Source organism: Methylobacter arcticus, assembly GCF_050917435.1.
Classification (GTDB): domain Bacteria; phylum Pseudomonadota; class Gammaproteobacteria; order Methylococcales; family Methylomonadaceae; genus Methylobacter_A; species Methylobacter_A titanis.
On the sequence record NZ_CP159583.1, the window covers coordinates 3,255,847 to 3,280,323 of the forward strand.

The 24,477-nt window shown below is 47.0% G+C and carries 23 protein-coding genes and 1 tRNA gene; 19 read left to right on the forward strand and 5 right to left on the reverse strand.

Going from position 1 to position 24,477, the window contains the following annotated elements; all coding sequences use genetic code 11:
- Nucleotides 1–134 precede the first annotated feature (134 nt).
- Together ABXJ76_RS15475 and ABXJ76_RS15480 are read left to right on the forward strand one after the other, a co-directional pair.
- Entirely contained in the window at nucleotides 135–1,130 is a 996-nt protein-coding gene (locus tag ABXJ76_RS15475) for an RHS repeat protein (RefSeq protein ID WP_432741712.1), read from the forward strand.
- A 437-nt stretch (nucleotides 1,131–1,567) separates the two neighbouring features.
- Nucleotides 1,568–2,431 carry a hypothetical protein gene (locus tag ABXJ76_RS15480; RefSeq protein ID WP_432741714.1) on the forward strand — a complete coding sequence of 288 codons (864 nt, stop codon included), beginning with the start codon at nucleotides 1,568–1,570 and terminating at the stop codon, nucleotides 2,429–2,431.
- A gap of 239 nt (nucleotides 2,432–2,670) precedes the next feature.
- Here ABXJ76_RS15480 and ABXJ76_RS15485 read toward each other — a convergent pair whose 3' ends face one another.
- The 3 genes from ABXJ76_RS15485 to ABXJ76_RS15495 form a co-directional block, all read right to left on the reverse strand.
- Nucleotides 2,671–4,575: a transketolase C-terminal domain-containing protein gene (locus tag ABXJ76_RS15485; RefSeq protein WP_432741715.1), complete on the reverse strand. Its 1,905-nt coding sequence runs from the start codon at nucleotides 4,573–4,575 to the stop codon at nucleotides 2,671–2,673.
- A gap of 217 nt (nucleotides 4,576–4,792) precedes the next feature.
- Entirely contained in the window at nucleotides 4,793–8,626 is a 3,834-nt protein-coding gene (locus ABXJ76_RS15490) for an AAA family ATPase (protein ID WP_432741717.1), read from the reverse strand.
- Nucleotides 8,626–9,966: an exonuclease SbcCD subunit D C-terminal domain-containing protein gene (locus ABXJ76_RS15495; RefSeq protein ID WP_432741719.1), complete on the reverse strand. Its 1,341-nt coding sequence runs from the start codon at nucleotides 9,964–9,966 to the stop codon at nucleotides 8,626–8,628. The genes ABXJ76_RS15490 and ABXJ76_RS15495 overlap by 1 nt, the downstream gene beginning before the upstream one ends.
- An 869-nt stretch (nucleotides 9,967–10,835) precedes the next feature.
- Here ABXJ76_RS15495 and ABXJ76_RS15500 point away from each other — a divergent pair.
- From ABXJ76_RS15500 to ABXJ76_RS15565, 14 genes are all read left to right on the forward strand, one after another.
- Nucleotides 10,836–12,044, forward strand: a complete 1,209-nt coding sequence (locus tag ABXJ76_RS15500; RefSeq protein ID WP_432741721.1) for a tyrosine-type recombinase/integrase — start codon at nucleotides 10,836–10,838, stop codon at nucleotides 12,042–12,044.
- Between the two features lie 8 nt (nucleotides 12,045–12,052).
- Nucleotides 12,053–12,283, forward strand: a complete 231-nt coding sequence (locus ABXJ76_RS15505) for a DUF433 domain-containing protein (RefSeq protein ID WP_432741723.1) — start codon at nucleotides 12,053–12,055, stop codon at nucleotides 12,281–12,283.
- A complete protein-coding gene (locus ABXJ76_RS15510; RefSeq protein ID WP_432741725.1) occupies nucleotides 12,280–12,612 on the forward strand; it encodes a DUF5615 family PIN-like protein in 333 nt (110 codons plus the stop codon). Before ABXJ76_RS15505 ends, ABXJ76_RS15510 begins: the two co-directional genes overlap by 4 nt.
- A gap of 110 nt (nucleotides 12,613–12,722) precedes the next feature.
- Nucleotides 12,723–13,430 carry a hypothetical protein gene (locus tag ABXJ76_RS15515; RefSeq protein ID WP_432741727.1) on the forward strand — a complete coding sequence of 236 codons (708 nt, stop codon included), beginning with the start codon at nucleotides 12,723–12,725 and terminating at the stop codon, nucleotides 13,428–13,430.
- 338 nt (nucleotides 13,431–13,768) lie between these two features.
- The gene (locus ABXJ76_RS15520) at nucleotides 13,769–13,909 is read left to right on the forward strand and encodes a hypothetical protein (protein ID WP_432741728.1); all 141 of its coding nucleotides are present in this window, start codon (nucleotides 13,769–13,771) and stop codon (nucleotides 13,907–13,909) included.
- Entirely contained in the window at nucleotides 13,906–14,352 is a 447-nt protein-coding gene (locus ABXJ76_RS15525) for a hypothetical protein (RefSeq protein WP_432741730.1), read from the forward strand. Before ABXJ76_RS15520 ends, ABXJ76_RS15525 begins: the two co-directional genes overlap by 4 nt.
- Entirely contained in the window at nucleotides 14,349–15,929 is a 1,581-nt protein-coding gene (locus ABXJ76_RS15530) for a DUF3631 domain-containing protein (RefSeq protein WP_432741732.1), read from the forward strand. The genes ABXJ76_RS15525 and ABXJ76_RS15530 overlap by 4 nt, the downstream gene beginning before the upstream one ends.
- Nucleotides 15,930–16,223, forward strand: a complete 294-nt coding sequence (locus ABXJ76_RS15535; RefSeq protein ID WP_432741734.1) for a hypothetical protein — start codon at nucleotides 15,930–15,932, stop codon at nucleotides 16,221–16,223. It abuts the gene before it with no gap.
- A gap of 35 nt (nucleotides 16,224–16,258) precedes the next feature.
- Entirely contained in the window at nucleotides 16,259–16,552 is a 294-nt protein-coding gene (locus ABXJ76_RS15540; RefSeq protein ID WP_432741736.1) for a hypothetical protein, read from the forward strand.
- A gap of 35 nt (nucleotides 16,553–16,587) precedes the next feature.
- Nucleotides 16,588–16,989, forward strand: a complete 402-nt coding sequence (locus ABXJ76_RS15545; RefSeq protein WP_432741738.1) for a DUF5681 domain-containing protein — start codon at nucleotides 16,588–16,590, stop codon at nucleotides 16,987–16,989.
- Nucleotides 16,986–17,180, forward strand: a complete 195-nt coding sequence (locus ABXJ76_RS15550; RefSeq protein WP_432741740.1) for a hypothetical protein — start codon at nucleotides 16,986–16,988, stop codon at nucleotides 17,178–17,180. Before ABXJ76_RS15545 ends, ABXJ76_RS15550 begins: the two co-directional genes overlap by 4 nt.
- 2 nt (nucleotides 17,181–17,182) lie before the next feature.
- Entirely contained in the window at nucleotides 17,183–17,404 is a 222-nt protein-coding gene (locus tag ABXJ76_RS15555) for a hypothetical protein (RefSeq protein ID WP_432741742.1), read from the forward strand.
- Entirely contained in the window at nucleotides 17,401–17,571 is a 171-nt protein-coding gene (locus ABXJ76_RS15560) for a hypothetical protein (protein WP_432741744.1), read from the forward strand. The genes ABXJ76_RS15555 and ABXJ76_RS15560 overlap by 4 nt, the downstream gene beginning before the upstream one ends.
- Nucleotides 17,572–17,850: a hypothetical protein gene (locus ABXJ76_RS15565; RefSeq protein WP_432741746.1), complete on the forward strand. Its 279-nt coding sequence runs from the start codon at nucleotides 17,572–17,574 to the stop codon at nucleotides 17,848–17,850.
- A gap of 341 nt (nucleotides 17,851–18,191) precedes the next feature.
- On the opposite strand, the gene ABXJ76_RS15570 is transcribed toward ABXJ76_RS15565, so the two are convergent.
- Together ABXJ76_RS15570 and ABXJ76_RS15575 are read right to left on the reverse strand one after the other, a co-directional pair.
- Nucleotides 18,192–18,278: transfer RNA gene (locus ABXJ76_RS15570), tRNA-Leu, on the reverse strand.
- An 88-nt stretch (nucleotides 18,279–18,366) separates the two neighbouring features.
- A complete protein-coding gene (locus ABXJ76_RS15575; RefSeq protein WP_432741748.1) occupies nucleotides 18,367–18,909 on the reverse strand; it encodes a Slp family lipoprotein in 543 nt (180 codons plus the stop codon).
- 397 nt (nucleotides 18,910–19,306) lie between these two features.
- On the opposite strand from ABXJ76_RS15575, the gene ABXJ76_RS15580 reads away from it, so the two are divergent.
- From ABXJ76_RS15580 to ABXJ76_RS15590, 3 genes are all read left to right on the forward strand, one after another.
- Nucleotides 19,307–22,555 (forward strand): SNF2-related protein, encoded by a 3,249-nt coding sequence (locus tag ABXJ76_RS15580; protein ID WP_432741750.1) that lies wholly within the window; start codon nucleotides 19,307–19,309, stop codon nucleotides 22,553–22,555.
- A gap of 42 nt (nucleotides 22,556–22,597) precedes the next feature.
- The gene (locus ABXJ76_RS15585) at nucleotides 22,598–23,053 is read left to right on the forward strand and encodes a hypothetical protein (protein ID WP_432741752.1); all 456 of its coding nucleotides are present in this window, start codon (nucleotides 22,598–22,600) and stop codon (nucleotides 23,051–23,053) included.
- Nucleotides 23,054–23,188: 135 nt separating this feature from the next.
- Nucleotides 23,189–24,133, forward strand: a complete 945-nt coding sequence (locus tag ABXJ76_RS15590) for an IS1595 family transposase (RefSeq protein ID WP_432740442.1) — start codon at nucleotides 23,189–23,191, stop codon at nucleotides 24,131–24,133.
- Nucleotides 24,134–24,477: the final 344 nt, after the last annotated feature.

Here is a 24,477-nt window from a genome sequence, read left to right on the forward strand (position 1 = left end):
CTTTCTCTCTATGTGCATTGTCTCGAAATGGTTTTTACGCCCGCTTCGCAAAGCAAGCACTTAACTGGGCGGGAACCCAACTCAACGACGCAGAACAGTTACCTTTTTTACTTCTTATTACGGAGATATATCATATGAAATTTGTTATTTCTTACCCTCAAACTAATTGGGATTACGCGAAATTTAGGCTCGAAAGAATTATAAAAGGTAAAGATCGTTCGAATGAAGTGTTCAAAGGAGAACCCGGGGGGAAAATTCAACTGTTAGATCATCAGGGGCAATTGGGTAAGATCCAATTACTAGACGAAATCTATCCGACTAAGCCTTTTGGTATGGAATTTGTTGAGGGTGAGGGTTTGTATTACATTTGCGGACTTCCCTGCGCAGAAGATGGAGTCGCAGGTGATGAGCATATCGAAAGGTTAAATGATAAAGGTGAAGTTGATTTAAAAATAAGAAGTCCATTATTTTCGCAATTGCGCTCGCTACGCCGTACCAAGGACGGATTTCTGGTAACAGCCAGTGGCATCGATGCCATATTGGAAGTCGACTTCGAAGGCAATGTTATCTGGTCGTGGTGGGCAACAGAATGCGGTTATCCTAATGCCTATGGAGGGGGAGTTAGACAGATCGATAAGACCATGGATCATCGACTCAAATGTTATTCAGGAAAATTGCAATCGACGCACTTGAATTCAGCCATAATCGATCCTTACGATAACAATAAAATTTTGACTATTTTGTTTTATCAAGGTGCGGTTGTTCGTATCGACAGAAAAACATTAGCGTTAGACGTTGTTATAACCGGACTGAACGGAGCGCACCACATCCGTCCTCACTCAAAAGGTTACATGCTGTCGAACTCTCGAAAAGGTGAAGTCCTAATTTATGATCATGATTTTAAATTGACTGATCGCATCAAAGGGACAAATGCATTGTTCCCGGTTAAATGGGTTCAAGACGCTTTTGAAATGCCAGGAGGCCTATCCCATTTAATAGCGGACTGTAATACTTTCAATCTAAGAGAACGGGACTCGGAGGGCAACGAAAAAACATTTAATACTCGCATGCCAAATCGTATTTTTCAAATTGAACCGGTTTCGGATGCTTTTTCGTTCAAGGGATATTAGTCTGAATGCTTAATAAATCCTTACACAACTTTATCCACTAAATAGCGAAAAATCCCGCCGTTCAGGGCGGGGATGTAAGCGGCTCAGTTTCTTGTTTTCCATAGGTTTAAATCTCTATTGTGTTAAAATTAAACAGTGCTACCAGAGGACGCTATCGGCTCTCTCAATGACGGCAACTTAAGTTTTAAAAAGACTTCAAAAACCACTTTCAGCGATAACCAAGCTAACTGTGTGAAGCCTCAAATAACCGTACAAAAGTAAACCAACCGTCGGGCAGACGGGGCTAGTCTGTGAAGTGAACGGTGCAGTAATGCCGTCAGCAGCAGAAACCAGCAGGTAATAGCGATATACGCCTGCTCCTTAGTGATAAGGAATCCCCTTCCTTTAGGTGTGGGGGAGGATGTCAATAGCAAGCTATTTTTATTTAGGAAAAATACATGAAAAATTGTAATAACATCGGCGTGTTGCTTTTGCTTTCGTTGCTTGGCATCCAGGCCGCCGTTGCTGAAGAGGCTACAAAAAGTCCTGAGAATTGGCTAAAGTCTGCCCAAAATCCACTGGCTCCGGTATTAAGCGTCCCTCTTACTTACACGCATCACGGTGGAGCAGATAACGGCGATGTGTCAATCGGCAGTATACAGCCTATTATTCCTGTATCACTCGGCGAGTGGAACATGATTAATCAGTTGTCGTTAAATTTTATAGGTACCCCCGGCGTAGTAACAGGTATTTCCGAGTTGCCTGAGCCATTTCCAGGTTCAGGGGTAGCGGGTCTCGCTGATACTAATTTCACTTCTCTTTTTACTCCGGTAAGTTCCGGAAATATTTATTGGGGGGTTGGGCCAACTTTCGTTTTTCCAACGGATACTCTTCTTTCTGATACAGAGGATCGTAGATCGCGGGAACTGGGTAGCGGAAAGTTCAGCGTTGGCCCTGCATTGGTGTTTGTGGTCCAACCCGGGCCATGGTCAATAGGTTTAAAATCCAGACAAATATGGTCTGTAGTGGGTAATGATTCTCGTAACGATGTCAGTCAACTCGTCGTTGAACCCTTTGCTAATTACAATCTTGATGAAGGTTGGTATTTGACGACTAATATGGACACTGTTGCCAACTGGAATTCCAGTTCTGATAACCGATGGACAGTTCCGGTAGGCGGCGGAGTGGGTAAATTATTTGCCTTAGATAATTATGCCGTCAACACTAAATTAGAAGGCTACTACAACGCAGTAAAACCGGATTACGCGCCGGACTGGTCATTAAATTTCACCTTACAACTCATGTTACCTGATCTTTATTGAACCATTGACATCCTCCCCGTCTAAAGGAAAAGCCATCTACACATCTTTACAGTCAATTGATTTTATTAAAGATGGCTTTTTATCGAACGCCACCGGCTAAAACGGGTGGTTGTTCAGCTACTTTGTCGAAAATTAAAACCGCTGTATTTCACCTAGAGCCAGAATATTGCTTAATGCGCCGCTGACGTTTTTTAAGCAAAAAAAGGGGCGCTCTATGCGCCCCTTAACGATAAATCCGATTAAGCTTTCAGCAGATCCTTAACTTTAGCCATAATCCCGGCAGGATCAATGCCTTGATGAGGGAATTGTTCCCACAGACCGCCGCAGCCTTCTTTATGCGTTGCAATATGCGCATATTTTGGGGTCAAACCACGTTCCAGCAACCAGGAGCCAAAACGGCTGCCTAATCCGGTTTTGCGGTTATACGACTCGACCACCAACACCATCGGCGAATTGCCAATTTTAGCCATCATTTCTTCATCGATGACATTCAAGGTAGGTTTGTTGATCAAACCCACATCGATGCCTTCTTGTTTTAGACGCTCGACGGCATCCAATGCCCGGTACAACGATTCGCCAAAGCTGATGATGTAGCCTTGAGTACCTTCGCGGATAACCTCATCTTTGCCGGAAACAAATTTATAGTCGCCACCAAAGTAGTCCTGACCGTCAGTATTCAAAATAGTCGGTACTTTAGAGCGGGTCGAAAAGACAAAACGCAAGCCTGGATTAAAAAAGATGGTTTCCAAGCAGGCTTTCATTTGCAACGGGTCGGCAGGAAAGTAAAGGTTGGTCGCATAGCCGTCACTCAAACCATTATCGGCAAACATGTTGTTCAGACCGAAATGACAGGTATTGTCAGCCATGTCGTCAATCCCGGAGTGCGAGAAATGACTGAGCACATTAGAATTATTCAACCGCGCCATGGTGATTTCAGACAGCAGCATTTCCAAGAAGGCGCTAAAGGTACCAAAAATACCCTGCTTGCCCGCTTCCATACCGAAACCGGCGGCTGCCGAGAAGTTGCCACGCTCCATAATACCCGAAGAGATAAAGACTTCAGGGAAAGCCGCGTGAATTTTGAACAAACCGCAAGAGCCTTCCAGATCACTGTCAACAACACGGATTTTTTCGATACGTTCGGCTTCGCTCAATCTGCCCATGATTTCAACGGCTGCATCGCCGAAAACGTTGCGGTTGGCATCCCACTTGTCGCTGGAACCTAAAAATACCGCGTCATTCTTTGGCGCTTTAATGCCTTTAAGGTGATCGGCTGCCGCTTGTTGACCACGAGACTCAAGATACTCGACCGCCACTTTGACAGAAATGACGTCATGACCATGAGTAGAACCTTCCAGGCCGACAATGCCGGGACACATGGGGCGATGGTTAATGACGGCGACCGGGCCATCGGTGTTTACGGCAATACAAATACGTTTGTAAAGATCATCAAGATCTTCACCGTCGCCTTCTAATACGGTGACGCCTTGACCCGCCAAGGTTTTAGCCGTGGTGCAACCGGGCAGATAATGTGACGGATGACCGGCAATGGTGACGTTATTGTCGTCGATAATCAGCTTGACATTCAGTTGTTGAGCAACGGCCAGACGCGCGGCTTCTGCGTCGTTACCTTCCTGCTGCGAGCCATCAGAACCCAGGCAGAACAGGGTTTTAGTTGAATTAGCGATAGCCACGCCGTTGACGTAAGGCCACATATGACCTAATCGTCCCGAGCTGAATTTTACGCCGGGCGTAAAGCCCAGTTCAGGGTGGCCCGGTAAATGAGAATGCGCAGCGCGGTATTCCATCAGACGTTCTGCGGGCAGATCGCCGTTAAGCGTAGACATCAGATATTGGGTGGCTACGCGATGTCCGGCTTCGTCAAAGAAAATAGGCACGTATTTATCCGCATCGCCCCGGAACAAAGCATCCATAATCATCACTTCCGGCACGGTATCGTAAGGACCGCCGGTATGACCGCCGACGCCTCTGGCAGCGCCGGTCGCGGTAAAAAAGACGATGGCGTCGCGACACAGTTGAATATTCGCCTTAAGACTGGCGCGTTGCTCGTCGGTCAGCGTGCTATTGCTTGCGTTTAAAGTGATGCGTTGATAAGCACCAAGATCGATTGGAAATGAATTCATAATTAAGCTCTTGTTATTATAGTAATGAGTATAGTGGATCGCTGTTCCTCTGCGCCTACTGGCGATCCCTGTGGCTTGGCTGCCACGATATTTAGGCTGCTGAAACCATTGTCACTATGACTAGCCTCGGTGGTGAAATAATGGCCCGGGCAATATTACCAAACGCATCAAGGATTGTCAGTCTTTTGACGTTATTTAACGCAATAGATGCGCTACGCTAAGCGCCGCCCGCAACAATCACAACACGACTGCGCCCCCCGCCCTGTTTCTCCACCATCACCTTGGCACCGATACGCTCAACCAAAATAGGCACATGCGAAATAACGCCGACTTTTCTGCCCAGCGCTTGCAGGGTGTCCAGGCTGGCGATGGCTATGTCCAGCGTTTCCGGGTCCAGACTGCCGAAGCCTTCGTCAATGAACAGCGATTCAACCTGGGTTTTATTGGATGAAAGCGACGCCAAGCCCAAAGCCAGCGCCAGCGATACCAGAAAGCTTTCGCCGCCGGACAGGCTGTGTACGCTACGCACGTCATCGGCCATGTCGCGGTCGATAATTTGCAGCTCCAGATCGCTGCCCGGCACCCGTTGCAGGGCATAACGCTTGGCAAAGTCTTCAAGATGCTGATTGCTGTGCGCCAGCAACGCTTCCAGGGTCAGGCTTTGGGCAAAAGTACGGAACTTGGCGCCACTTCTTGAGCCTATCAATTCATTCAGGCTTTCCCACTGCTCCCAGCATTGTCGTTGGCCGTCCAACGCTGCTTTCAACAGCCGTCCTGCTTCGATTTTTTTATCGTCTTCCCGTAGCAGGATGACTTGCTCTTGTTTCTGCGTATGCACTGCCTGTCTTTGCTGCTGCAATTCAACCGACAGTTTATGGGCGTCTTCCTCCACTATTTCGACAGGATGGCTTTGGTCGCATGGGTTCCCTGCCCCTTGCGACACTTGCACCATCCATGGCGGTCGTTGCTTAAGACAATCGTCGGATTTAACTTTTAATAAGGTTAAAGACTCTTGCAAAGTGCGCTCCAGCGCCCCCATTTTGGTTTTCTGTGCAGCCAGCCAATGCTCGTCTTTTTCCAGCAACAGGCTTAACTGCTCAAGATCGATGGCCTGTTTTTCCAGCGACTGGTTCAATGCACTTAACGCTTTTTCCAGATTGCGGTAACGTCTGCCGGTCTCGGTTTGCCAATGCTGCTGATTTTGTTTGCAGGTTGCCAGCTCGGTTTCCGCCTGACTGACGGCTTGACCGGCTTGCTGATGAACGGTTCTTGCTTTCTGTAGGCTTTGGTTAATGCTTTGCTGATAATTATCAGCGCTAATCTTTGGCAGCACAGCCTCGCGCTGTTGCGACAGTTTGTGCTGTTCTTCTGTTTGGGTATTTAACTCGGCCTGTTTGATTTGGTGCTGTTGCAGGCATTGATTCAGCGCCTGCTCGGCGAGTTTTTGATCGTGGTTGATTTTTTCCAGGGATTTGGCGGCGGTTTCAATCTGCTGCTCGGTGCGCTGGAATTGCTGCGCTTTTGCCGCGCAATTATGCCTGAACTCTGCTATAGAAACCTGCAAACAAGATTGCCAGTTTTCCACTTGCCGGAACGGTGTCGCCAATAACTCGACAATCGCTTGCAGTTGTTTTTCCTGCTCCTGAATGCTGATTACGACATGCTCCAGATCGGCTTTATTTTTGGCGTACTGCTTATCCATCGTGGCGTATTCGACAGATAGTTTTTCCTTATTCCTCTGATCCGCATCGAATAAATCCTGCGCCGCTTTAAGCTGTTTTTGTAATTCGAGGGCCGCTTTTTCCTGTTGCTTGATGAGCTCCAACGCTGAATTTATCTGTTTATCGTGGATTTTAAGTGCAGGCAAAAGCTGAATATCGGTGATGGAAAAATCAGGCGACTGCCAAGGATGGTGGAAGTGTCGCAATCGGTCGGGAACCGATGCGACCTTATCGTGCATAGCTAATACGGCCCAATCATTGCCGCATTGAGCCAGTTTTTCCAGCGCCTCGGCCAGCTTGTCAGTCAGCGCTGTTTTTTGTTCCTGTCCTTGGCTGATGCTTTTGGTCAATTCGGCGATAGCTTTAATCAGCGTTTCATTTTGATTTTCCAGCTCTGCGACCCGTGCCGACTGTGCCGCAGCCTGTTCATCACCTATGCTGACCTGACCTTTCCAGGGATGTTCCAGTGCCCCGCAAACCGGGCAAGGCTGATTGTCCTGCAATAACGAACGGAATTGCTCGGCGTTTTTGTGGGTGCTTGCCTGAATCAGTTCCAAAGCTTTTTTAGCCTCGCTTAACCCGGCACCATTAGCTATCCGCTGCTGATTGACTGTTTGCAGTTGCAGCGTACTGTCATTGATCGTCTGTTCGGTTGCTGCCAGTTTATCCGTGTCCTGCTTGATAGCCTGTTGCAGCTCCTGGGCATGGTTCGTCAAATTCAGCGCCTTGATGACTTGCTCGCGCTTGATTTCAAACTCGTCTTTTGAACGATGCAGGTCTTCAAGCGATTGCCGGCTATCCTGCGTTTTCAGTTGCGCCAGCGTCTGTTGCTGCAACTCCCCTTTTTTGTGACTGTCATCAATCGCCAGCTTTAATGCTGCCAAGCTGCGTTCATCCTGGGTAACGGCTAGTCTTAACTGCTCCGCGTTCAGTATATCGTCTGCTTTCCGGGCATTCAGCGTTTGATAGCGGTCCAACTCAGCATCCCACCGACTCCATTCGGCGGCGATGGGTTTGATCGCCTGATGTTGTCCCAGCCAAACAGTTAGCCGTTGCAACGTCGTCGTTTGTTCGGCCTGTTCAGCCAATAAGGATTGATGGTGTTTTTCGGCGACATCCCATGAAGTCAGCAGCCGGTTTTCATCAAAAGCCAAGCTACTGACAGTTTGCCGGATGACATCAAGGCGCGTATCTAATGCCCGCGCATTGATTAATACCGGTTGCGCCTGCTGTTGTTGCTGTTCGGCCGCCACTAACGCGCCTGCCAGCAAACCGAGCTGTTCCTTTGCCGTTTGCAGCCTTGTTTCAGCGGCGAGGTGCTGGTTACTGCTGTCTTTGAGTTGGTGCTGGGCATCCAAATATTCGGCGTTTGCCGTTTGGTACTGACTTAACAGCGGTCTTAAAGGCTGCGCAAGTTCAACTTGTTGTATCAACTGGCGTTCAGCGTCTGCCGCATCCCACGCCTGTTGGCTGACGGCAACGACCTCACGCGCAAGCTGTTCAGCAGCTTGCCGTTTTTTCAGTTCGGCATACCAGTCGATGATTTGCTGGTTGCTGGCGATGTGTTTATCCAGATCGGCCAACTGCTCGGTGAATTGATCGCGTTGCTGTTCCAATAGTTGACGAGCCGTATCATCCAGCGGAATTTGATCCTGCATCCGGTTTGTAATCTGAGTTAACGCGTTCTTTTCCTGACTGGCACGGTCGAAGGCGGCAATAGACAGCACCGAATACAGTTCGGTACCGGTGATGCGCTCCAACAAACTGGAACGCTCGTCTTTTTTGGCTTTTAAAAACGCGGCAAAATCGCCCTGAGCCAATAACACCGAGCGGCGGAACTGGTCGAAGTTAAGATCAATCAACTCGCTGATTATTTCCAGCGTGTTTCTCTTGCCCTGCCCGATGCGCTGGCCGTCGTCAATTTTGCTTAAGATGACTTCTTGTGCCTGCAAGCGTCCGTCCGCTTTGCCGCGCGCTTTGCTGACTTCCCAGCGCGCACGGTAATGCTGCTTGTCCTTGCCGATGAAATCCACTTCGGCATAAGCATGGCTGGTGCCCCGACGTAATATCGAACGTACGTCGGTACTGATCACGCGCAGATTTTCAGCTTCATCCTTATGGCCTACCGCAAAACCGTGACCGTCCGGCAGGCGCGGAATTCTGTCGTACAGCGCCAGACACAAGGCATCCAGAATCGTGCTTTTACCGGCTCCGGTTTGTCCGGTAATGGCGAATAATCCGGCCTGCTCCAAGGGACCTGCATTCAGCAAAATCTCGAACGGCTCGGCAAGGCTGGCCAGGTTTTTTCCGCGTATCGCTAAAATGCGCATTATTCCCTTCCTTGCAGATTTTCAACCAACTCATTAAATAACGCATTCATCATTTCAGGCGTTTCCCGGTCATACTTATTTTGATAACAGCGCTGAAAAACATCCAAGGGTTGCAATTCTTCTAGGCGTTCTTCGATTTTCATGTCAGCCAGACTTTTTTCGCTGCCGCTGTAAGCGGTGGATATTTTCAATAAGCGCAGCGGCAGTTTGGCGATGGCTTCTTCAATCTGCTGGCGCAATCCGGGTTCCGGTTTTTCCAGCCTGATGCGCAATTCAAGCAGCGGTCTTTGCTCTATCGGCAGATCGCCCAGAATCAGGTTTTCCAATTGTTTGATCACCTCAGGTAATAGCGCAAAGTCTTTGCCGTTGGGGATTCTGAGTAATTGAACGCTGCGGGGAATTTTAACGGCGACGGTTTCGACCGGCTGACCTGAACGGACATCGACCTGAACCACTTGATGCGCATAATCGGTTTCATCAAATGACAACGGAATAGGCGAACCGCTGTAGCGAATATGCTCGTTCGCACCGACCTGTTGCGCCAGATGCAAATGGCCTAAGGCCACATAAGCAATATCGTCGGGAAATAATTCGACCGGCAGCGCATGTTGGTTGCCGCCCAGTATTTTGCGTTCGCTCAATTCGGACAACGCGCCGTTGACCATATAACAATGCCCGGTCAGGATAAGGCTTTCGGCATTGCCCGCCTTTTGTTGCAGCTTTTCGAACAGCTCGGCATACAGCGTTTTCATGCCGGAGATTAACGGATCGCTGTCTTGTTCGCCGGGTCGCATCGGTTCCATACCGCTTGCGACACTCCTAACCTCCATGGATGGAGGAAATGCCGGCGACTGCAGGGAGCAGTCGCGGCCGCCATCCCTGGCAGTCGGCAGATCGGCATTGCGCAAAAACGGCATGGCCCCGCACCAGGTTTTAATCTGGCCCGTCGCATTGGTCAGCGGCACCAACAAGCGCTCCCAATCGATACCGCCCTGATCGTCACGCGACAAGCCGCCGACCACAGTAACGCCCAACGCATTAAGAATGGGCGATGGCGCATCCAGGCGTGACGCCGAATCGTGATTGCCGCCGATTAAAACAATATCCAAATTCGGTTGCTGCGCTTTAGCCTTGACCAGAAAATCGTACAGCTGCGACTGCGCTGCCGAAGAGGGATTGGCCGAGTCAAAAATATCACCGGCAACCAGCAGCGCATCGGCCTGTTTGCTTTGCAATTCCAGCAACAGCCAGTCCAGAAACTGCTGATGCTCCAGTTGCCGAGAAACGCCATGTAGATGATGTCCAAGATGCCAGTCTGCGGTATGAAATAGTCTTAACATGAGTTTTCTTTTTTAGAAGAGATTGATGGTGTGCCATATACCAACAAAAAGCTGTCTGCAGGTATTGACTCAGTCCCATCATATATTGAAGCGGATTCCACAATCATCGCCTCATATCATTGTCGTGAGGCTTTATCGTAACACTCGATAGGTAATAGCACTTATTGATTGAAAAAGTTGAACTCCCTATCCTACGACTAGCCTATATAATAACGACCGTTTTTTTAGGCTTATCTGACTTAGTCTGTAATCTTCAAAATTGAAACACACTAAAGCAGTTTATTGTGCCATTTTCGACGTAGATGTGAAATAAAATGATGCTTAGGAAATTAACAACAGAGGCGTGGCTTCTTTATCTGAAAATCTTAAACGCTGAGCAGATCTCCGATCTTCCCATGAAGAACGAGGATAGGCAGTACAAATTAGCAGATAGAGCTTATTACAGATACAGACGGCGACGCGCGTCAGATGCTTAGTGGCCGGAAATAACGGCAACCTGGCGGAGGGCTTTTTGTATTACGGATTGTTATGGGGTTTTATTTTGACCTGCCGCCAGCGGGTCTATAGCGGTCTATAAAAGCGACAGGCATAAAAAAAGAGCTTTGCAGATTACATAAGTCCTTGATTTTTATGGTGCCTCGGGCCGGAGTCGAACCGGCACGTCCTTACGAACGAGGGATTTTAAGTTCCCAGACACACGCACTTTGCAGCCCCCGCGTTTTCTACAAACAACCCCTGCAAGCCTTGCTATTACTGAAACAATGACCTTTCTTGACATTACCCTATCATTCCCTAAAATACGTAAAACAGTGTTAAAAACATGACCCGGCCATGACCCGGATCTTTACCTATAACAGGGGATTTTTGAAATGGCAGAAAAAATAAACTTTACTCAGGAGCGAATTAGAAACTTGCCCACTCCAAAAATTGGCCGCGTCGACTACTATGACATCAAGGTTCCCAAGCTCACATGCCGGGTAAGTAGCACTGGCGTAAAATCGTTTGTCGTACTCAAATGGACGGGTAAAACCATGCAGCGTGTTACTTTGGGGCGATTCCCTGATCTGACGGTAAACGACGCGCAAAAATTAGCACAGACAGCATTAACAGACTTATCCCAAGGCATTAACCCAACAGCCGAAAAACGCGCGGAAAAAGCCAAAAGGTTGATGCTATCCGAATTGATGGAAAAATACATTGACCAAAAAGGCTTAAAATTAAGCACGGGTACAGCAGCCGATTATCGTAAAAAACTAGGTGAAGGCTTTCCTGATTGGCTAAATAAGCCCGTCAACAAAATCAGCCGCGAAATGGTAGCGAAGCGCCATAAAGATTTACCCGGCAACAGCACATCAAGAGACAACAAAATGCGAGTATTACGGCTTTTAATGAACTCAGCATTGGCGCTAAAGATTATCACTGAAAACCCTTGTGATGTTCTTAAAAAATCAGAGCTGGATTTGTGGAGCAAGCCCACGCGCAAAAGTCGTATTATCCCTGCCGATAGTTTAAAAGATTGGTATGAAGCAGTGTTACAGCTCACCAACTCCAAAGCAAAAACTTATCTGCTGCTATTGCTTTACACCGGACTGAGAGCCAACGAAGCGCTGCACCTGGAATGGAAAAACGTAGACTTTAAAAATGACACTGTCACGGTGATGGACACCAAAAACCACAGCAACTTTACCACCTACATTCCCAAACAATTAAAACCTTACTTGCGAAATCTGCAAGAGCTTACCGGTGATAATATTTTTGTTTTTCCTGGCGATAATGCCGATGGAGTTATGGCGATTCCTCGTTGGCCTTTAGATCAAGTCACTTTAAAAACAGGCGTTGAGTTCAGCAGTCACGACCTTAGGCGCACATTTGCCACGATTGCCGAAGCCTCGTTACTGCCCGAAACAATCATTAAAAAACTGTTGAATCACATTACCGACAATAATGTGACCGGCGGCTATATCCGCACCGAAGCCAACACACTCAAACAAGCTGTTGATCGGATAGCCGGATTTATTCAGGATCGCGCCACACCGGATGGCGAAAACGTCATTAATCTAAAAACCGCTACCAAGTGAGACAAACCATGAGCATTGACTACCACAACATTATTACTATTGAGCCCGGTAAACGCAGCGGAAAGCCCTGTGTTAGAGGATTACGGATTACCGTCGATGACATTCTTGATTGCTTTGCATCGGGCATGACCGAGCAAGAAGTTTTAGAGGATTACGACTATTTGACCCAAGATGACGTTAGGGCATGTTTTGCCTATGCCGCCGATAGAGAACGGCACACCCGCGTTATTGCTGGATGAAGCTGTTATTTGATGAAAACCTATCGCCTAAAATGGTGATGGCTTTGGAGGATGTTTTCCCCGATTCCGTCCATGTTGACCGGATCGGATTAGGTGGCGGTTCTGATGATGACGTTTGGCGTTATGCCAAAGATAATGGCTTTATGATCGTGAGTAAAGATTCTGATTTTTACGAAAAAAGTATTTTATACGGACATCCTCCCAAGGTAATCTGGGTAAAACGCGGCAACTGCACCAACCGACAAATTCAACTGATACTGAGAAATAAAGTAGAAGTAATCACTGAATTTTATCAAAATAATGAGGTTTCATTTATCCGTATCACCTGATATTGATAATGTGGTCAGTATTTTAAAGGCGGTATAATCAAATTTAACCGGATAGCTCGACGGAGCGATAAGCAAGACTCATTACCTTGTTTCCGGTTAATCCTTTCGTAATGAATAATGCTTTAATGGAGTGTTGGCTAATGCTAGTTAATCGAAGAAAAATAGATATTAAATATCCTGACTATAGCGTCAATGAATTGTCCTTAGCTTTTTATGACAGAATTAATGCTACTAAAGATGCCGCAATTGATGAAATAAACAAATTGACTGGAAATGATGACCTTGAAATATTCAGAATTCAAATGGCTATAGAGTGGTACATGGCTAAAAATGCGCAAGATGTAGATTTTTCTGAGTTTGCGCCGTTCGATTTAAGTGTGCTTAAGGATAAAGAGCCGACGACTATAGAAATATTCCTTTCAGCGTCCCTTCACTCTTCATATTTTGGGGAGGATCATTTTGAGTCTGGGAATTTATTAGAAGCATTTGATTGCCTTGCCCAAGCAAGTGAAACGCTTGGACTTGCACAGGGGTATAGGTTGGCCGAAGATTTTAAAAACGAGGAAACTTTGATAAAAAAAATTATCATTTCTGATAAAGCATCACAAGCCCGGCACGCTGAAAATAGATCTATAAAGAATGCTTGCATTGATTATTATGCGTCAACCTATGAAAGCAAAATCAATAGTTTAGATAAAAAATATCAGGCCGGGGCAAAAGATAAAGCGGCTACGGATCTAACCACTCAGCAGCCAATAGTATATAGAACAGCAAGAAAATATATAGACGAGTATCTCAAAGAAAAAACAGTGTCCTAGGAGACTGTACAGCCTACCAGTACAGCGTACAGCCTGCTAGTAGCAGGCTTTCTACCCCTCCCACCTTTCGCCAGAATAACCACTACTTAAACAAAGAGAGTGATTATTATTTATGGCAGCAACCCGCAGCATTTCATTAGACGACAATATCATTGTCGATACATCCGAAGCATCAATACTTATTATTTGCACACCTGAGAAGTCATTAATCAAATGGCGCTCAACTGGCGCTCAACTGGCGAACATAATATCCCCTTCATCAAGATTGGTCGTAATGTCAGATACAGGACTAAAGATTTAAGAGAGTGGATTGAGGCGCGTATTCAAGGTGGTGTAGCATGAAAGCCACCACCGGGCGGGAACCCGGCAGCGTAAAGCAACAACACCCTGATTTTACGGCAGTTTTTCTTCATATTAAAGCGGCTTTTGCGGTGGCCTCAGTATGGTTTCTGGCGGTTTTCGTGTGGGACTTGTTATGAGCAGCACACAACAAACGACATCATTTTTATCAAAATACCCAGCCTACGGCAAAATCCTTGCTGATCGTAAAGACTGGGACAATCTGCCGATGTTTATCTTTATCTGCCTGGGCGGCGATGCCTTTAGATCAGCCAAAAACCATAACAAAGACCGCGATAAATGCGCAATGGTGCTAACGCCCGGACAAGAACCCAACTCGCTTAAATGGCCTGTTAGTGGCTGTCCGGTCATTATTGAGTGGGATGGTAGCGCACCGAAAGACCTAATCATTGAGCTGGTTAAATGCCTACTAAGAGCGTTAGCAATATCCGTTACTGTCTGGCCTACCTGGGAGGACTTCACAACCCCGATAGGTTTCTTCGATAAAGCACAGCAGCCGATTAAATTCATTCACAGCCGTGAAATTATCCGCACTTATTACTCAAAGGCGATGCAGTCATGATGCCCGATGAAATTGATTATGAAGAAATGGCGCCGGAAGCTCAACAGCCCGATGCTGAAATCATCCAAAAACTATCAGCCCTTAATTCTATCGACTATGACCGACAACGCGATGCACACGCAAAAACTTTGGGCGTTAGAGCGCCAACATTGGATAAAGAGGTTAAAGCGGTAAGAGGAGCCGATAAAGAAGCCGGACGCTTGCCATTCGCTGCAATTGAGCCGCACCCAACCTCGATAAATCCTGATCAATTGCTTACTGAGATCGCCGGAGCTATTCGCCAGTTTATTGTGTTGGATGACTATCAGGCCGATACAGCCGCGTTATGGTGTGCACTGACCTATTTCATTGATGTTATAGATGTCGCCCCTCTTGCAATCATCAACGCGCCGGAAAAAGCATGCGGAAAAACTCAGCTTTTGAATGTGATGGGAAAAATGGCTTATAGGCCTATACCAGCGTCTAATGCTTCTGCTTCCGCACTATTTAGAGCCGTAGAGCTATGGAAACCAACGATATTAATAGACGAAGCCGACACTTTCTTTAGAGATAACTTAGAGCTACATGGCATGGTGAACGCTGGCTATTTGAGAGGCGGTTTTGTGTTACGGAGTGAGGCAGTTGGTGATAGCTTTGAACCACGGATGTTTTCTGTTTACTCAGCAAAAGCCCTAGCAGGTATAAAGTTAGAGAAGCATTTGCCCGATGCCACTATGAGCCGTGGAATTGTTTTTAATCTCAGGCGCAAGTTATCAGGTGAAAGCGTTAGCCGGTTAAGACATGCCGACCCTGATCTATTTACGGGCTTAGCATCGAAGCTGGATAGATTTGCATTGGATTATTCAGAGCAAGTAAGAAAAGCACGTCCGGGGCTACCAGAGGCTCTTTCAGACAGAGAGCAAGATAACTGGGACGGTATGTTAGCAATCGCTTCATGTGCTGGTGAGGAATGGATAAATAAGGCTACAACAGCAGCGTTAAAAATGGCCGAAGTCTCCAATGATAAAACCGTCAGTGCTGGAAATGAGTTGTTATCAGATATTCAAAATATATTTGAAACTAAGCGTATCGACAAAATATCTACAGCGGATCTGTTAACGGCTCTTTGTGACGATGATGAAGCCCCATGGTCAACTTATAATCGAGGGAAGCCAATTGTGCCAAGGCAGTTTAAAAAGCAACTTGAACCTTATCAAATTGAATCAAAAAAGATAACGGTAGATTTTCGAGAGGTGCGTGGGTTTAGGATGGAACAATTCACTGATGCTTTTATGCGTTATCTCACCCCTCCGATTTTATCCGTCTATCCGTCGATAATGCCAACAAACCCACGAACGGCGCGGCCTATAGCGCCGACAGATAACCCGACAGATAATTACTTATCCGTCTATCCGTCTGAGGTGAAATCCGTAGCATCGACAGGTAACCCGACAGATAGACAGATAGGCATTTATCCGTCGGGGCTACAGCCCACGAACGGCGAGGCCTCCGACAGCAAGACAGATAAAACAGCGTTTTTAGAGGTAGGGGTAAACGCACCGATTAACGACGATAATAATGATACGGAGTATTTTTAAATGAGCGCATTATCGAGAATTGAAAAGGCAGGATTTTCTATTGTGCTTGCTGGCGATAGCTTGGAAATCACCCCGGCAAGTTTATTGACTCAACCTCAACGAGAGTTCCTGAAATCTCACAAAGCCGAAATCATAACGGAGCTATCCACCTATCAGAAAATTATCAACTGGCTGGCTTCCATTGGCGAAGATGATCAGGAAATGATTGATGAAATTATCGACCGATGCAAAGCCGACCCTGAGACGCTCAGTTATTTTTTGCAGAGATCCAACGGCACAGCAAAACCCCATTAATTTAAATGCCGAACACCGGCAAGGATCGAAAACAAATGAACATCGAACAAGAAATTAAGAACGCAGAACAAAACCTGATGATGTCACAAACAATGGAACGCTTGTGGCAGTTATCGCAAACATCCCCAACTAACGCAAACAGTCGAGAGGATTTAAAGGTGGCGTTTAGTTCCTGTGGTGTTGACTTAATTAACGCACTGGACAATAACCGTATTCATTTTGACAAGATGGAAGATAAGGCTATTTTTTACGGCCTGTTAAGCGTGGTCATAGATTATGTGATGGATGGCAGACTAAAAACCAGCTTTACCCAAGCAACGATGAATTAAGCGGTTTTTATCTGCAATTAACAGGAATCGAACAGATGAAGGAATCAACAAAGTTTCAGCCGGGCGTGTCCGGCAATCCCAAAGGAAAGCCAAAGGATAAAACACCGGCCACCCTTTTAAGAAAATCCATTGCCGAAGCGATGCCGGAAATAATCTTAAGTCTGATTGAGCAGGCCAAAGCTGGCGATGTGGCAGCGTCAAAGTGTTTGCTTGATAGGGTATGCCCAACGCTCAAACCCCAAGCGATGCCGATATGCCTGCCGGTTAATGGCTCATTGGCTGACCAAGGCGGCGAAATTATCCGGGCAACAATGGCCGGACAGATACCGCCTGATATTGGCAGCCAGTTAATAACGGCATTATCGAATCAAGGAAAATTGGTTGAGTTGCAAGAACTTACCCGGCGGATTGACGAATTAGAGCAGGTCAAGAAATGAGCAGCTTAAAAGGGCGTTTAAACGCATTGGAACGAATCGCAGAAGATGCATTACCGCTCCTGCCTGGTGTGGTTTTGTTTCGTGATGGAGAGCTGACAGAGGCGCAACAGCAAACGATTGCCGAAGCAGAAGCCAATGGTCAAGAGATTATCATTTTTAACATTGTCGATGCCAGCATTGCAGAGGAATAACTATGGCCACATTAAGAACACGTTTAGCGTCGCTTGAATCGGCTGTACCCAATAAGCCTTGGTTGTGCCTGGACATTAACGGAGATCCAACCGCACAGGAACAAGAACAGATGACCGAGGCGCACATGGACGGGCGTGAAATCTATATTTTCCAAACGCTGGGCGATACCCTAGGAGTTTGGTTGATTGGTGCAGATGATGTGGTGTGGAGTGATAAATTATGAGCTTAAAGAACAGACTGGCTGCACTTGAAGCAATGGCGCGTAGTGTTAGAAAGATTGTGCGTTTTTGGCATGTAGTCTTGGATGATACCGACGAAGCACAGGCCAAAGAAATCGCTGCCATCGAGAAGCAAGGCGGCAAGGTCCGCTTATTTCATGTGGTGGAATAGATGGGATTACACGCCAGATTATCAAGATTAGAATATTTAGTTCCACCGGCACAGGAAAACAGATATATTTTTACGACTAGGGCAGGCTTCGATAACAGCCAGATTACCGGCTTTAAATATAAAGAGTTAGACGTTGCGCGAGCAGTTGGTGAGTCACTGGAAATTTTAAAAGATCGGGCAGCAGTACTCTTTGCTGAAAATAATCCGGCTCAGGACAATTTTTTCATCCAGTCACTTTATGATAGAAGATTCACCAACTGGCGAAACAACAGCGGCTAAACGGATTATTCGTAATCGGTCAATCAGGGATGACCGTGCGGCAGGTGTAGCCATTCGTGAGCTGGTCGGCAAGTATGATCTAAGCGGCAGACATATACTTTTTATTTGTGCAGACAAAGATATTAAGAAATAAATTGAAGGTCGGGTAACACCGGCCTTTTTTGTGCCTGAAATTCTGGCAGGTGTTGCGGGTGGTTTTGTACCATTTTGATCAGACTTTGAGAGCAGTTTAAACAATCCTGTCTATTCTGCAATCCTCGTTAAAACATGACCTCGCCATGACCCGTAAATTTCAGGCATAAAAAAAGAGCTTTGCAGATTGCATAAGCCCTTGATTTTTATGGTGCCTCGGGCCGGAGTCGAACCGGCACGTCCTTACGAACGAGGGATTTTAAGTCCCTTGCGTCTACCAATTTCGCCACCGAGGCATCGATAACTTTGGTAAGCCGGGTATTATATAGCAACAAAAAAAATAAACTAGACTTATTGCTAAAAAAGGCGCGCTAGCATTTAAACTTAATAAAAAGGTGAGCGCATAAAGGGGGAATACGCTGGCCAATAGTAATCGCCCCAAAAATAAGGATAACCGCCATAGTAAGGACCGTAACCATAGCCGAAACCGCCGTAATAATCGTAACGATAGTCGTACACATAAACCGGCCAAAGATGAATGTTCGTGGCGGCAACCAACGGCAAGTGCAGCACTTTTTTGCCTATTGTGCGTTCGACATCACCTGTAAGTGTTCCCGCAACTGTGATTTTCGTATTTCTGGTGTAGACAGCCGGATCGAGAAACTCAGGGCTTTTGATCAGGAATCGTCCCTCATTCGGTTGATCTGTCTGGGGGCGAGCATTGCTGCTTAACGGATAATACAGCACCTGAATCAGACTGAAATTTTGTTCATTTTCCACATCAATAATAACGCCGCCCCAACGCACCGGCGCATTTTTATAATTGGCAATCTGCTGGATTGCCTGAGCATAAGAAATGTCATGCAGCGGGGGATTTTTTATCGCGGGCGGCAAACTTGAGCAAGCGCCCAACAATAAACAGGTCATTGACATCCACCCCCAGCTAAAGCGAGGGGATTCCTTAGTACAGCCCTCCATGCCCGAAGGGGACGGCTCTGAAAGTCGTCTTACTTCACGCCATCTCAGTGTAAACCTAATGACAGGAGATATGCAGCAACAACGCACCCAACAGAAAAAATGATAGATGAACAAACAAAATAAATCAAGGGCATCCTTACCTCCCCCACCTAAAGGGAGGGGCTTTACGGACTTTTTTGGTAAAAAATATCGTTTCATATTTTTTCTCCTGAAATGTTCAAATTTTATTGACCCTACTTAATCAGAAATTACCTGAAAACGCTATTGTTGAATATACCTATTCCTGCAATGGCGCCTAATTGCAGTACAATAAACGCCCCTTGTTCAACTGTGTACCCATGCCTTCATGAATCAACAAAAGAAACTGCTACGTTCCGATATACGCCACGAATGTGGAGATGCTTTTTATGAGCGTGGGCGCGGCTATTTTGAAACAAACCGAGTGATTAATCTCGCTGTTAAAAGCGAAGGCGCTTTTTTTGTACAGCTCAATGCCGCCGTTACCGGCAACCATAAAGACCCGTACCGGCAAAATATTCGCATCGTCTGGCGCCCAGACTATAGCGAGGCAGAAATTGAAGGCGATTGTACTTGCCCTGTCGGTTTTAACTGCAAGCATGTTGCGGCAGCTTGCCTGATGTATCAAAATTCCGGTCAAAGCCTTGCTATATCGAAGAAAAAATCCAGTTGCCTGGATTGGCTCAACAGCCTTCATCAGCAAACGCCGGGGCAACATAATGTCCATCAGGAATTTATTGCTTACATCCTCAAGCCCGGCCCTGCTAAACACGAATTCACGATTGATTTTTTAATCACCAAAGCAAAGAAAACAGGGGGGTTAAATAAAGGCAGAAAAACGACCTTAAATAACCTGCGCTACAGCTACTCCTATGCCAGTTATATTGGACAGGAAGATCAGGAAATTGCCAAACTGCTGACGGCTAACTTATCGTTAAGAGGCACACCCTCAATTGACGGCGCTACAGGTTATTTAACCTTATCTAAACTGCTGAAAACACGTCGGTTGTTCTGGCAAGACACTGAGCGCGCTCCGCTAGCAAAGGGAACCGACCGCGAGTTAAAATTTAACTGGCAGACAGCCGATAACGGCGATTATCAATTAACGGTCGAAATCGATCCTTCGGCCCTATTGCTGCTGACCGATCCGCCGCAATACCTGGACGGCGCATTGGGTTTAATAGGCACGCTCAACGCTCATAAGCTCTCGATAGATCAACTTAGAAACATTCTGGCCGCCCCGCTAATTCCGGCCGAATATGCCGATGAATTCAGTCAGCGCCTGATTATGGAACACCCGGGCCTGCCGCTCCCAGCGCCAAAAAAAGTCGAATTAATCGAAGCCGATCAGCTAACGCCTATACCGAAGCTATTGCTGCTCGGCCGTCAGCTATCGCCCCAGCAGTACACCCATTTTATGGCAGTCAGTTTCAATTACGGCGAGTGGACGCTTTCTGCGATCACCCCGGAAGACTATAGCGTGGTAAAAACCGAGCTAGGACTGGTGCGGATTAAACGCGACCTAGAAACCGAGCAGCTGGCAATACATCGCCTGACCGAACTCGGATTTGCCCCGGCTCCTGCTCTGGAATCAGGCATACAAGAACTGCTGTTGTTCAGTCGGGCACAAACCGTAATGGACAGCGCCGCACGCTGGGGGGACTTTCTCCAAAATACCCTACTGGAGCTGGAACAGGACGACTGGATTATCGACATAGACGAGAGTTTCCTGCTTAATTTTCAAACCGCCCAGAACTGGGAGGCCGAAATCAGCGAAAGCCAGAATGACTGGTTTGAAATGCGCTTTAACATAGACATTGACGGCCAGTCCTTGCCTTTACTGCCGTTGATTATGCCGGTACTGGAAAACTACGACCTGGAAAACCTGCCGGAAATGCTCAGCATCCCGCTGGGCGAGCACAACTACCTGACCTTACCCAGCGACAAAATCAAACCGTTTCTGAACGTGCTGATAGAGCTGTTTAACAGCAGCACGATGGGCAAAGACGGCTCCTTGAAACTGTCCCGTTTTAACGCCGCCGCGCTGGCCGACATGGAAGAACATAGCTATGGCCTGTTCAGTATTAACGGCGGCAAAGAGTTACGGGAACTGGGACAAAAACTTAAAAACTTTACCGGCATTGAAGATGTCGCCCTGCCCAACAACTTGCAGGCAGAACTGCGTCATTACCAACAACAGGGACTCAACTGGCTGCAATTTTTGCGAGAATACAAGTTCTCCGGCATTCTGGCCGACGACATGGGCCTGGGCAAAACCATACAGACCCTGGCTCATTTGTTAATAGAAAAACAAAGCGGCCGGATGAGTCTGCCCAGCCTGATCATCGCGCCGACCAGCCTGATGAGCAACTGGCGACGGGAAACCGAACGCTTTACGCCCGACTTAAAAATCCTGATCTTGCAGGGCACCGAACGCAAGCAGCTGTTCTACAAAATCAGGGACTACGACCTGATCCTGACCACTTACCCCTTGCTGACACGGGATGAGGAAACACTGCTGGAACATGACTATCATTATCTGATTCTCGACGAAGCCCAGGTCGTTAAAAACCCGCTGTCCAAAGCCGCGCAATTGGTGCGCCGTATAAAGTCCAATCACCGCTTATGCCTGACCGGCACACCGATGGAAAATCATCTGGGCGAACTGTGGACCCAATTCGACTTTTTGATGCCGGGTTTTCTTAGCGACAGCGCCACCTTTAAAAAACGCTACCGCACTCCGATTGAAGTGCATGGCGATAGCGAGCAAAGATCACGGCTGTCGCGTCGCGTTGCACCGTTCATGTTGCGCCGTACCAAGCAGGAAGTCGCCACCGAATTACCGCCTAAAACCGAGATTATTCGCTCAGTGCCGCTTTATCCGAAACAGGCCGCTTTATACGAGAGCATCCGCCTGACCATGGAGAAAAAAGTCCGCGATGCGATAGCCCAAAAAGGCCTGTCGCGCAGCCATATCACCATCCTGGACGCCCTGCTTAAATTGCGCCAGACCTGTTGCGACCCACGCACCCTGCGGCTAGTAGAAGCGCAAAAAGTGCAGGAATCCGCCAAACTCGATTTGCTGATGGAGCTATTGCCGGAACAACTGGAAGAAGGTCGCCGCATTCTGGTATTCTCGCAATTCACCCGCATGATTGCGCTGATTGAAGATGCGTTAAGCGCCCAAAAAATCGGCTACACCAAACTGACCGGCCAAACCCGCAACCGCGACGAAGCCATAGAACGCTTTAAAAGCGGCGAAGTGAACGTGTTCCTGATCAGCCTGAAAGCCGGCGGAGTCGGCTTAAACCTGACCGAAGCCGACACCGTGATTATTTACGATCCGTGGTGGAACCCCGCCGCAGAAAGCCAGGCCGCAGACCGCGCCTATCGTATCGGTCAGGACAAGCCGGTATTCGTGTATAAACTAATTACCGAAAATACGGTAGAAGAAAAGATTATCGCGATGCAGGATAAAAAACGCGCCTTGGCCGAAGGGATTTACCAGAAAGGAGCCAAAGAGGAATCGTTGAAACTGACGGCGGAGGATCTGACGGCTTTGTTTGAGCCGTTGTAAGACGTTAAGGCAATAACATAAAGCCATGGAACCGCAATAAAAATGAATATAAAAGTTCGCGTTATTTTAAAAAAACTATCAAATCCTCGCGTTAGAAGGCGATTAAAAATTGGCCTCTGTGCTTACGGTGGTGTGGTTATGATGGGTCTGTTATTTAAGCTTGTCTATGATATTGGTTATTTTAACGCGCAGTCATTTAACAATGATAAAAACGCTGAGCTACCTATTACGCATCCAGTACTGACCATAGAATCTGCTCAGCGTATTGTGTCTGGCGCGCTAAAAGAAGACCCGACCAACCCAAAAACCATGGTGAATCAGATTATTGATAGCAATCATAATCTTTCAACCATTATCATAGAAAACAATACGCTAAAAAAAATTGCCTGGATTATAGATAGGCGTTTATTTTTTACCGGCGATCTATTCAATGACGCCGGTTATAATTTAACCGAAGGTATTGAGCATCAATACAATATCAAGCGTGATGATCATTGATTGCTCGCAACAGGACTAGCCGGGCATTAAAACAAAAACTTACCTGATTACCCATAAAGAACAGCCAATGTTACAAAAATGTCTATACTGACAGTATCTACATATGCAGTATCTACATATAAATGGGATAACGTCATGAAAAACAAAGTTCAATTTCAAAAAGGCTATAGCCTAGGCGAGTTCATGAAAAATTATGGGAGTGAAGATCAATGCCGAAAAGCCTTGTTTCAGTGGCGCTGGCCTCAAGGCTATGTTTGTCCTGAATGCGGCGGGCAAAGCTACTGCACCCTGAAAACACGAGCGGTTTATCAGTGCAATCGCTGCCACCATCAACATTCCCTCATTAGTGGTACCATTTTTTCTGCGACGAAACTCCCGTTAACGATTTGGTTTCTCGCGATCCACTTGACCACACAGGCAAAAACTGGCGTTTCTGCCCTTTCACTGCGCCGCCAATTGGGTGTTTCATACAATACCGCCTGGAGCATCAAACAGAAGCTGATGCAGGTAATGAAGGAGCGTGATGATAGTAAGCTATTATCCGGCGTCATCCAGCTGGATGACGTGTATTGGGGCGGCGAACACCGGGGAGGCAAGCGTGGACGGGGTTCCCCCAACAAAACACCTTTTGTGGCGGCGGTGTCGGTCAACGAAAAAGGGCATCCTATTGCCATGAGCATGACTGTGGTCAAGGGGTTCCGCTCCAAAGAAATCGCTCGTTGGGCTAAGCGCCACCTTAGCACCGACAGTCACGTGGTCTCGGACGGACTGGCCTGCTTCGCCGCTGTTAAGGATACAGGATGCCAGCACACCTACATCGTAACCGGTGGCGGCCCTGAATGTGTCTCACTGGAGTCTTTCACTTGGGTAAACACCATGATAGGTAATGTCAAAAGGTCGATTGACGGGGCGTATCACGCTATCAATCACAAACACCTTCCACGCTATTTGGCAGAGTTTTGTTATCGCTTCAATCGGCGATTTGTCCTTGAGGATATGCTGCCCCGCCTATGTTACGTTGCAGCCAGAACGCCACCTATGCCTATGCGGCTACTGAAGATGGCTGAGGATTATGGGTAATCAGGAAAACTTATGGTTGTCTAGGCTAATCAGAGAATCGTTCTGGAATTAGCGGAGCTGAGCACCTCAGTACGGCCAGGAAGAGACAGACACTGGGTGCCAGTGAACCGTCGGTTAGGCCTTGAAAGCGGTCATTCAGAGGCTGTCAGAGATCGTTAACCACACACCAACAACAGACAGTCATATCATTTTTTCAAATATTTTGGTATTTTGATGCCAATGTAAGGCGCATAAAACCTAGCGCGTGGTTTTGAACAGTAGACAAAATGGTTCAAAGTGTCTGATTCTATCAACATGTTTTAATTTCGTTTGATAACCCCCTTTTTTCATACACAACTTCTCAA

What these genes read in the sequence shown, in the direction of transcription:
- ABXJ76_RS15580 (WP_432741750.1), top strand. Translation starts at nt 19,307, where the DNA reads ATGAATCAACAAAAGAAACTGCTACGTTCCGATATACGCCACGAATGT.
- ABXJ76_RS15505 (WP_432741723.1), top strand. Translation starts at nt 12,053, where the DNA reads ATGAGCATTGACTACCACAACATTATTACTATTGAGCCCGGTAAACGC.
- ABXJ76_RS15585 (WP_432741752.1), top strand. Translation starts at nt 22,598, where the DNA reads ATGAATATAAAAGTTCGCGTTATTTTAAAAAAACTATCAAATCCTCGC.
- ABXJ76_RS15480 (WP_432741714.1), top strand. Translation starts at nt 1,568, where the DNA reads ATGAAAAATTGTAATAACATCGGCGTGTTGCTTTTGCTTTCGTTGCTT.
- ABXJ76_RS15520 (WP_432741728.1), top strand. Translation starts at nt 13,769, where the DNA reads ATGAAAGCCACCACCGGGCGGGAACCCGGCAGCGTAAAGCAACAACAC.
- ABXJ76_RS15475 (WP_432741712.1), top strand. Translation starts at nt 135, where the DNA reads ATGAAATTTGTTATTTCTTACCCTCAAACTAATTGGGATTACGCGAAA.
- ABXJ76_RS15515 (WP_432741727.1), top strand. Translation starts at nt 12,723, where the DNA reads ATGAATAATGCTTTAATGGAGTGTTGGCTAATGCTAGTTAATCGAAGA.
- ABXJ76_RS15560 (WP_432741744.1), top strand. Translation starts at nt 17,401, where the DNA reads ATGAGCTTAAAGAACAGACTGGCTGCACTTGAAGCAATGGCGCGTAGT.
- ABXJ76_RS15565 (WP_432741746.1), top strand. Translation starts at nt 17,572, where the DNA reads ATGGGATTACACGCCAGATTATCAAGATTAGAATATTTAGTTCCACCG.
- ABXJ76_RS15550 (WP_432741740.1), top strand. Translation starts at nt 16,986, where the DNA reads ATGAGCAGCTTAAAAGGGCGTTTAAACGCATTGGAACGAATCGCAGAA.
- ABXJ76_RS15545 (WP_432741738.1), top strand. Translation starts at nt 16,588, where the DNA reads ATGAAGGAATCAACAAAGTTTCAGCCGGGCGTGTCCGGCAATCCCAAA.
- ABXJ76_RS15485 (WP_432741715.1), bottom strand. Translation starts at nt 4,575, where the DNA reads ATGAATTCATTTCCAATCGATCTTGGTGCTTATCAACGCATCACTTTA.
- ABXJ76_RS15575 (WP_432741748.1), bottom strand. Translation starts at nt 18,909, where the DNA reads ATGACCTGTTTATTGTTGGGCGCTTGCTCAAGTTTGCCGCCCGCGATA.
- ABXJ76_RS15555 (WP_432741742.1), top strand. Translation starts at nt 17,183, where the DNA reads ATGGCCACATTAAGAACACGTTTAGCGTCGCTTGAATCGGCTGTACCC.
- ABXJ76_RS15495 (WP_432741719.1), bottom strand. Translation starts at nt 9,966, where the DNA reads ATGTTAAGACTATTTCATACCGCAGACTGGCATCTTGGACATCATCTA.
- ABXJ76_RS15535 (WP_432741734.1), top strand. Translation starts at nt 15,930, where the DNA reads ATGAGCGCATTATCGAGAATTGAAAAGGCAGGATTTTCTATTGTGCTT.
- ABXJ76_RS15525 (WP_432741730.1), top strand. Translation starts at nt 13,906, where the DNA reads ATGAGCAGCACACAACAAACGACATCATTTTTATCAAAATACCCAGCC.
- ABXJ76_RS15540 (WP_432741736.1), top strand. Translation starts at nt 16,259, where the DNA reads ATGAACATCGAACAAGAAATTAAGAACGCAGAACAAAACCTGATGATG.
- ABXJ76_RS15500 (WP_432741721.1), top strand. Translation starts at nt 10,836, where the DNA reads ATGGCAGAAAAAATAAACTTTACTCAGGAGCGAATTAGAAACTTGCCC.
- ABXJ76_RS15590 (WP_432740442.1), top strand. Translation starts at nt 23,189, where the DNA reads ATGAAAAACAAAGTTCAATTTCAAAAAGGCTATAGCCTAGGCGAGTTC.
- ABXJ76_RS15530 (WP_432741732.1), top strand. Translation starts at nt 14,349, where the DNA reads ATGATGCCCGATGAAATTGATTATGAAGAAATGGCGCCGGAAGCTCAA.
- ABXJ76_RS15510 (WP_432741725.1), top strand. Translation starts at nt 12,280, where the DNA reads ATGAAGCTGTTATTTGATGAAAACCTATCGCCTAAAATGGTGATGGCT.
- ABXJ76_RS15490 (WP_432741717.1), bottom strand. Translation starts at nt 8,626, where the DNA reads ATGCGCATTTTAGCGATACGCGGAAAAAACCTGGCCAGCCTTGCCGAG.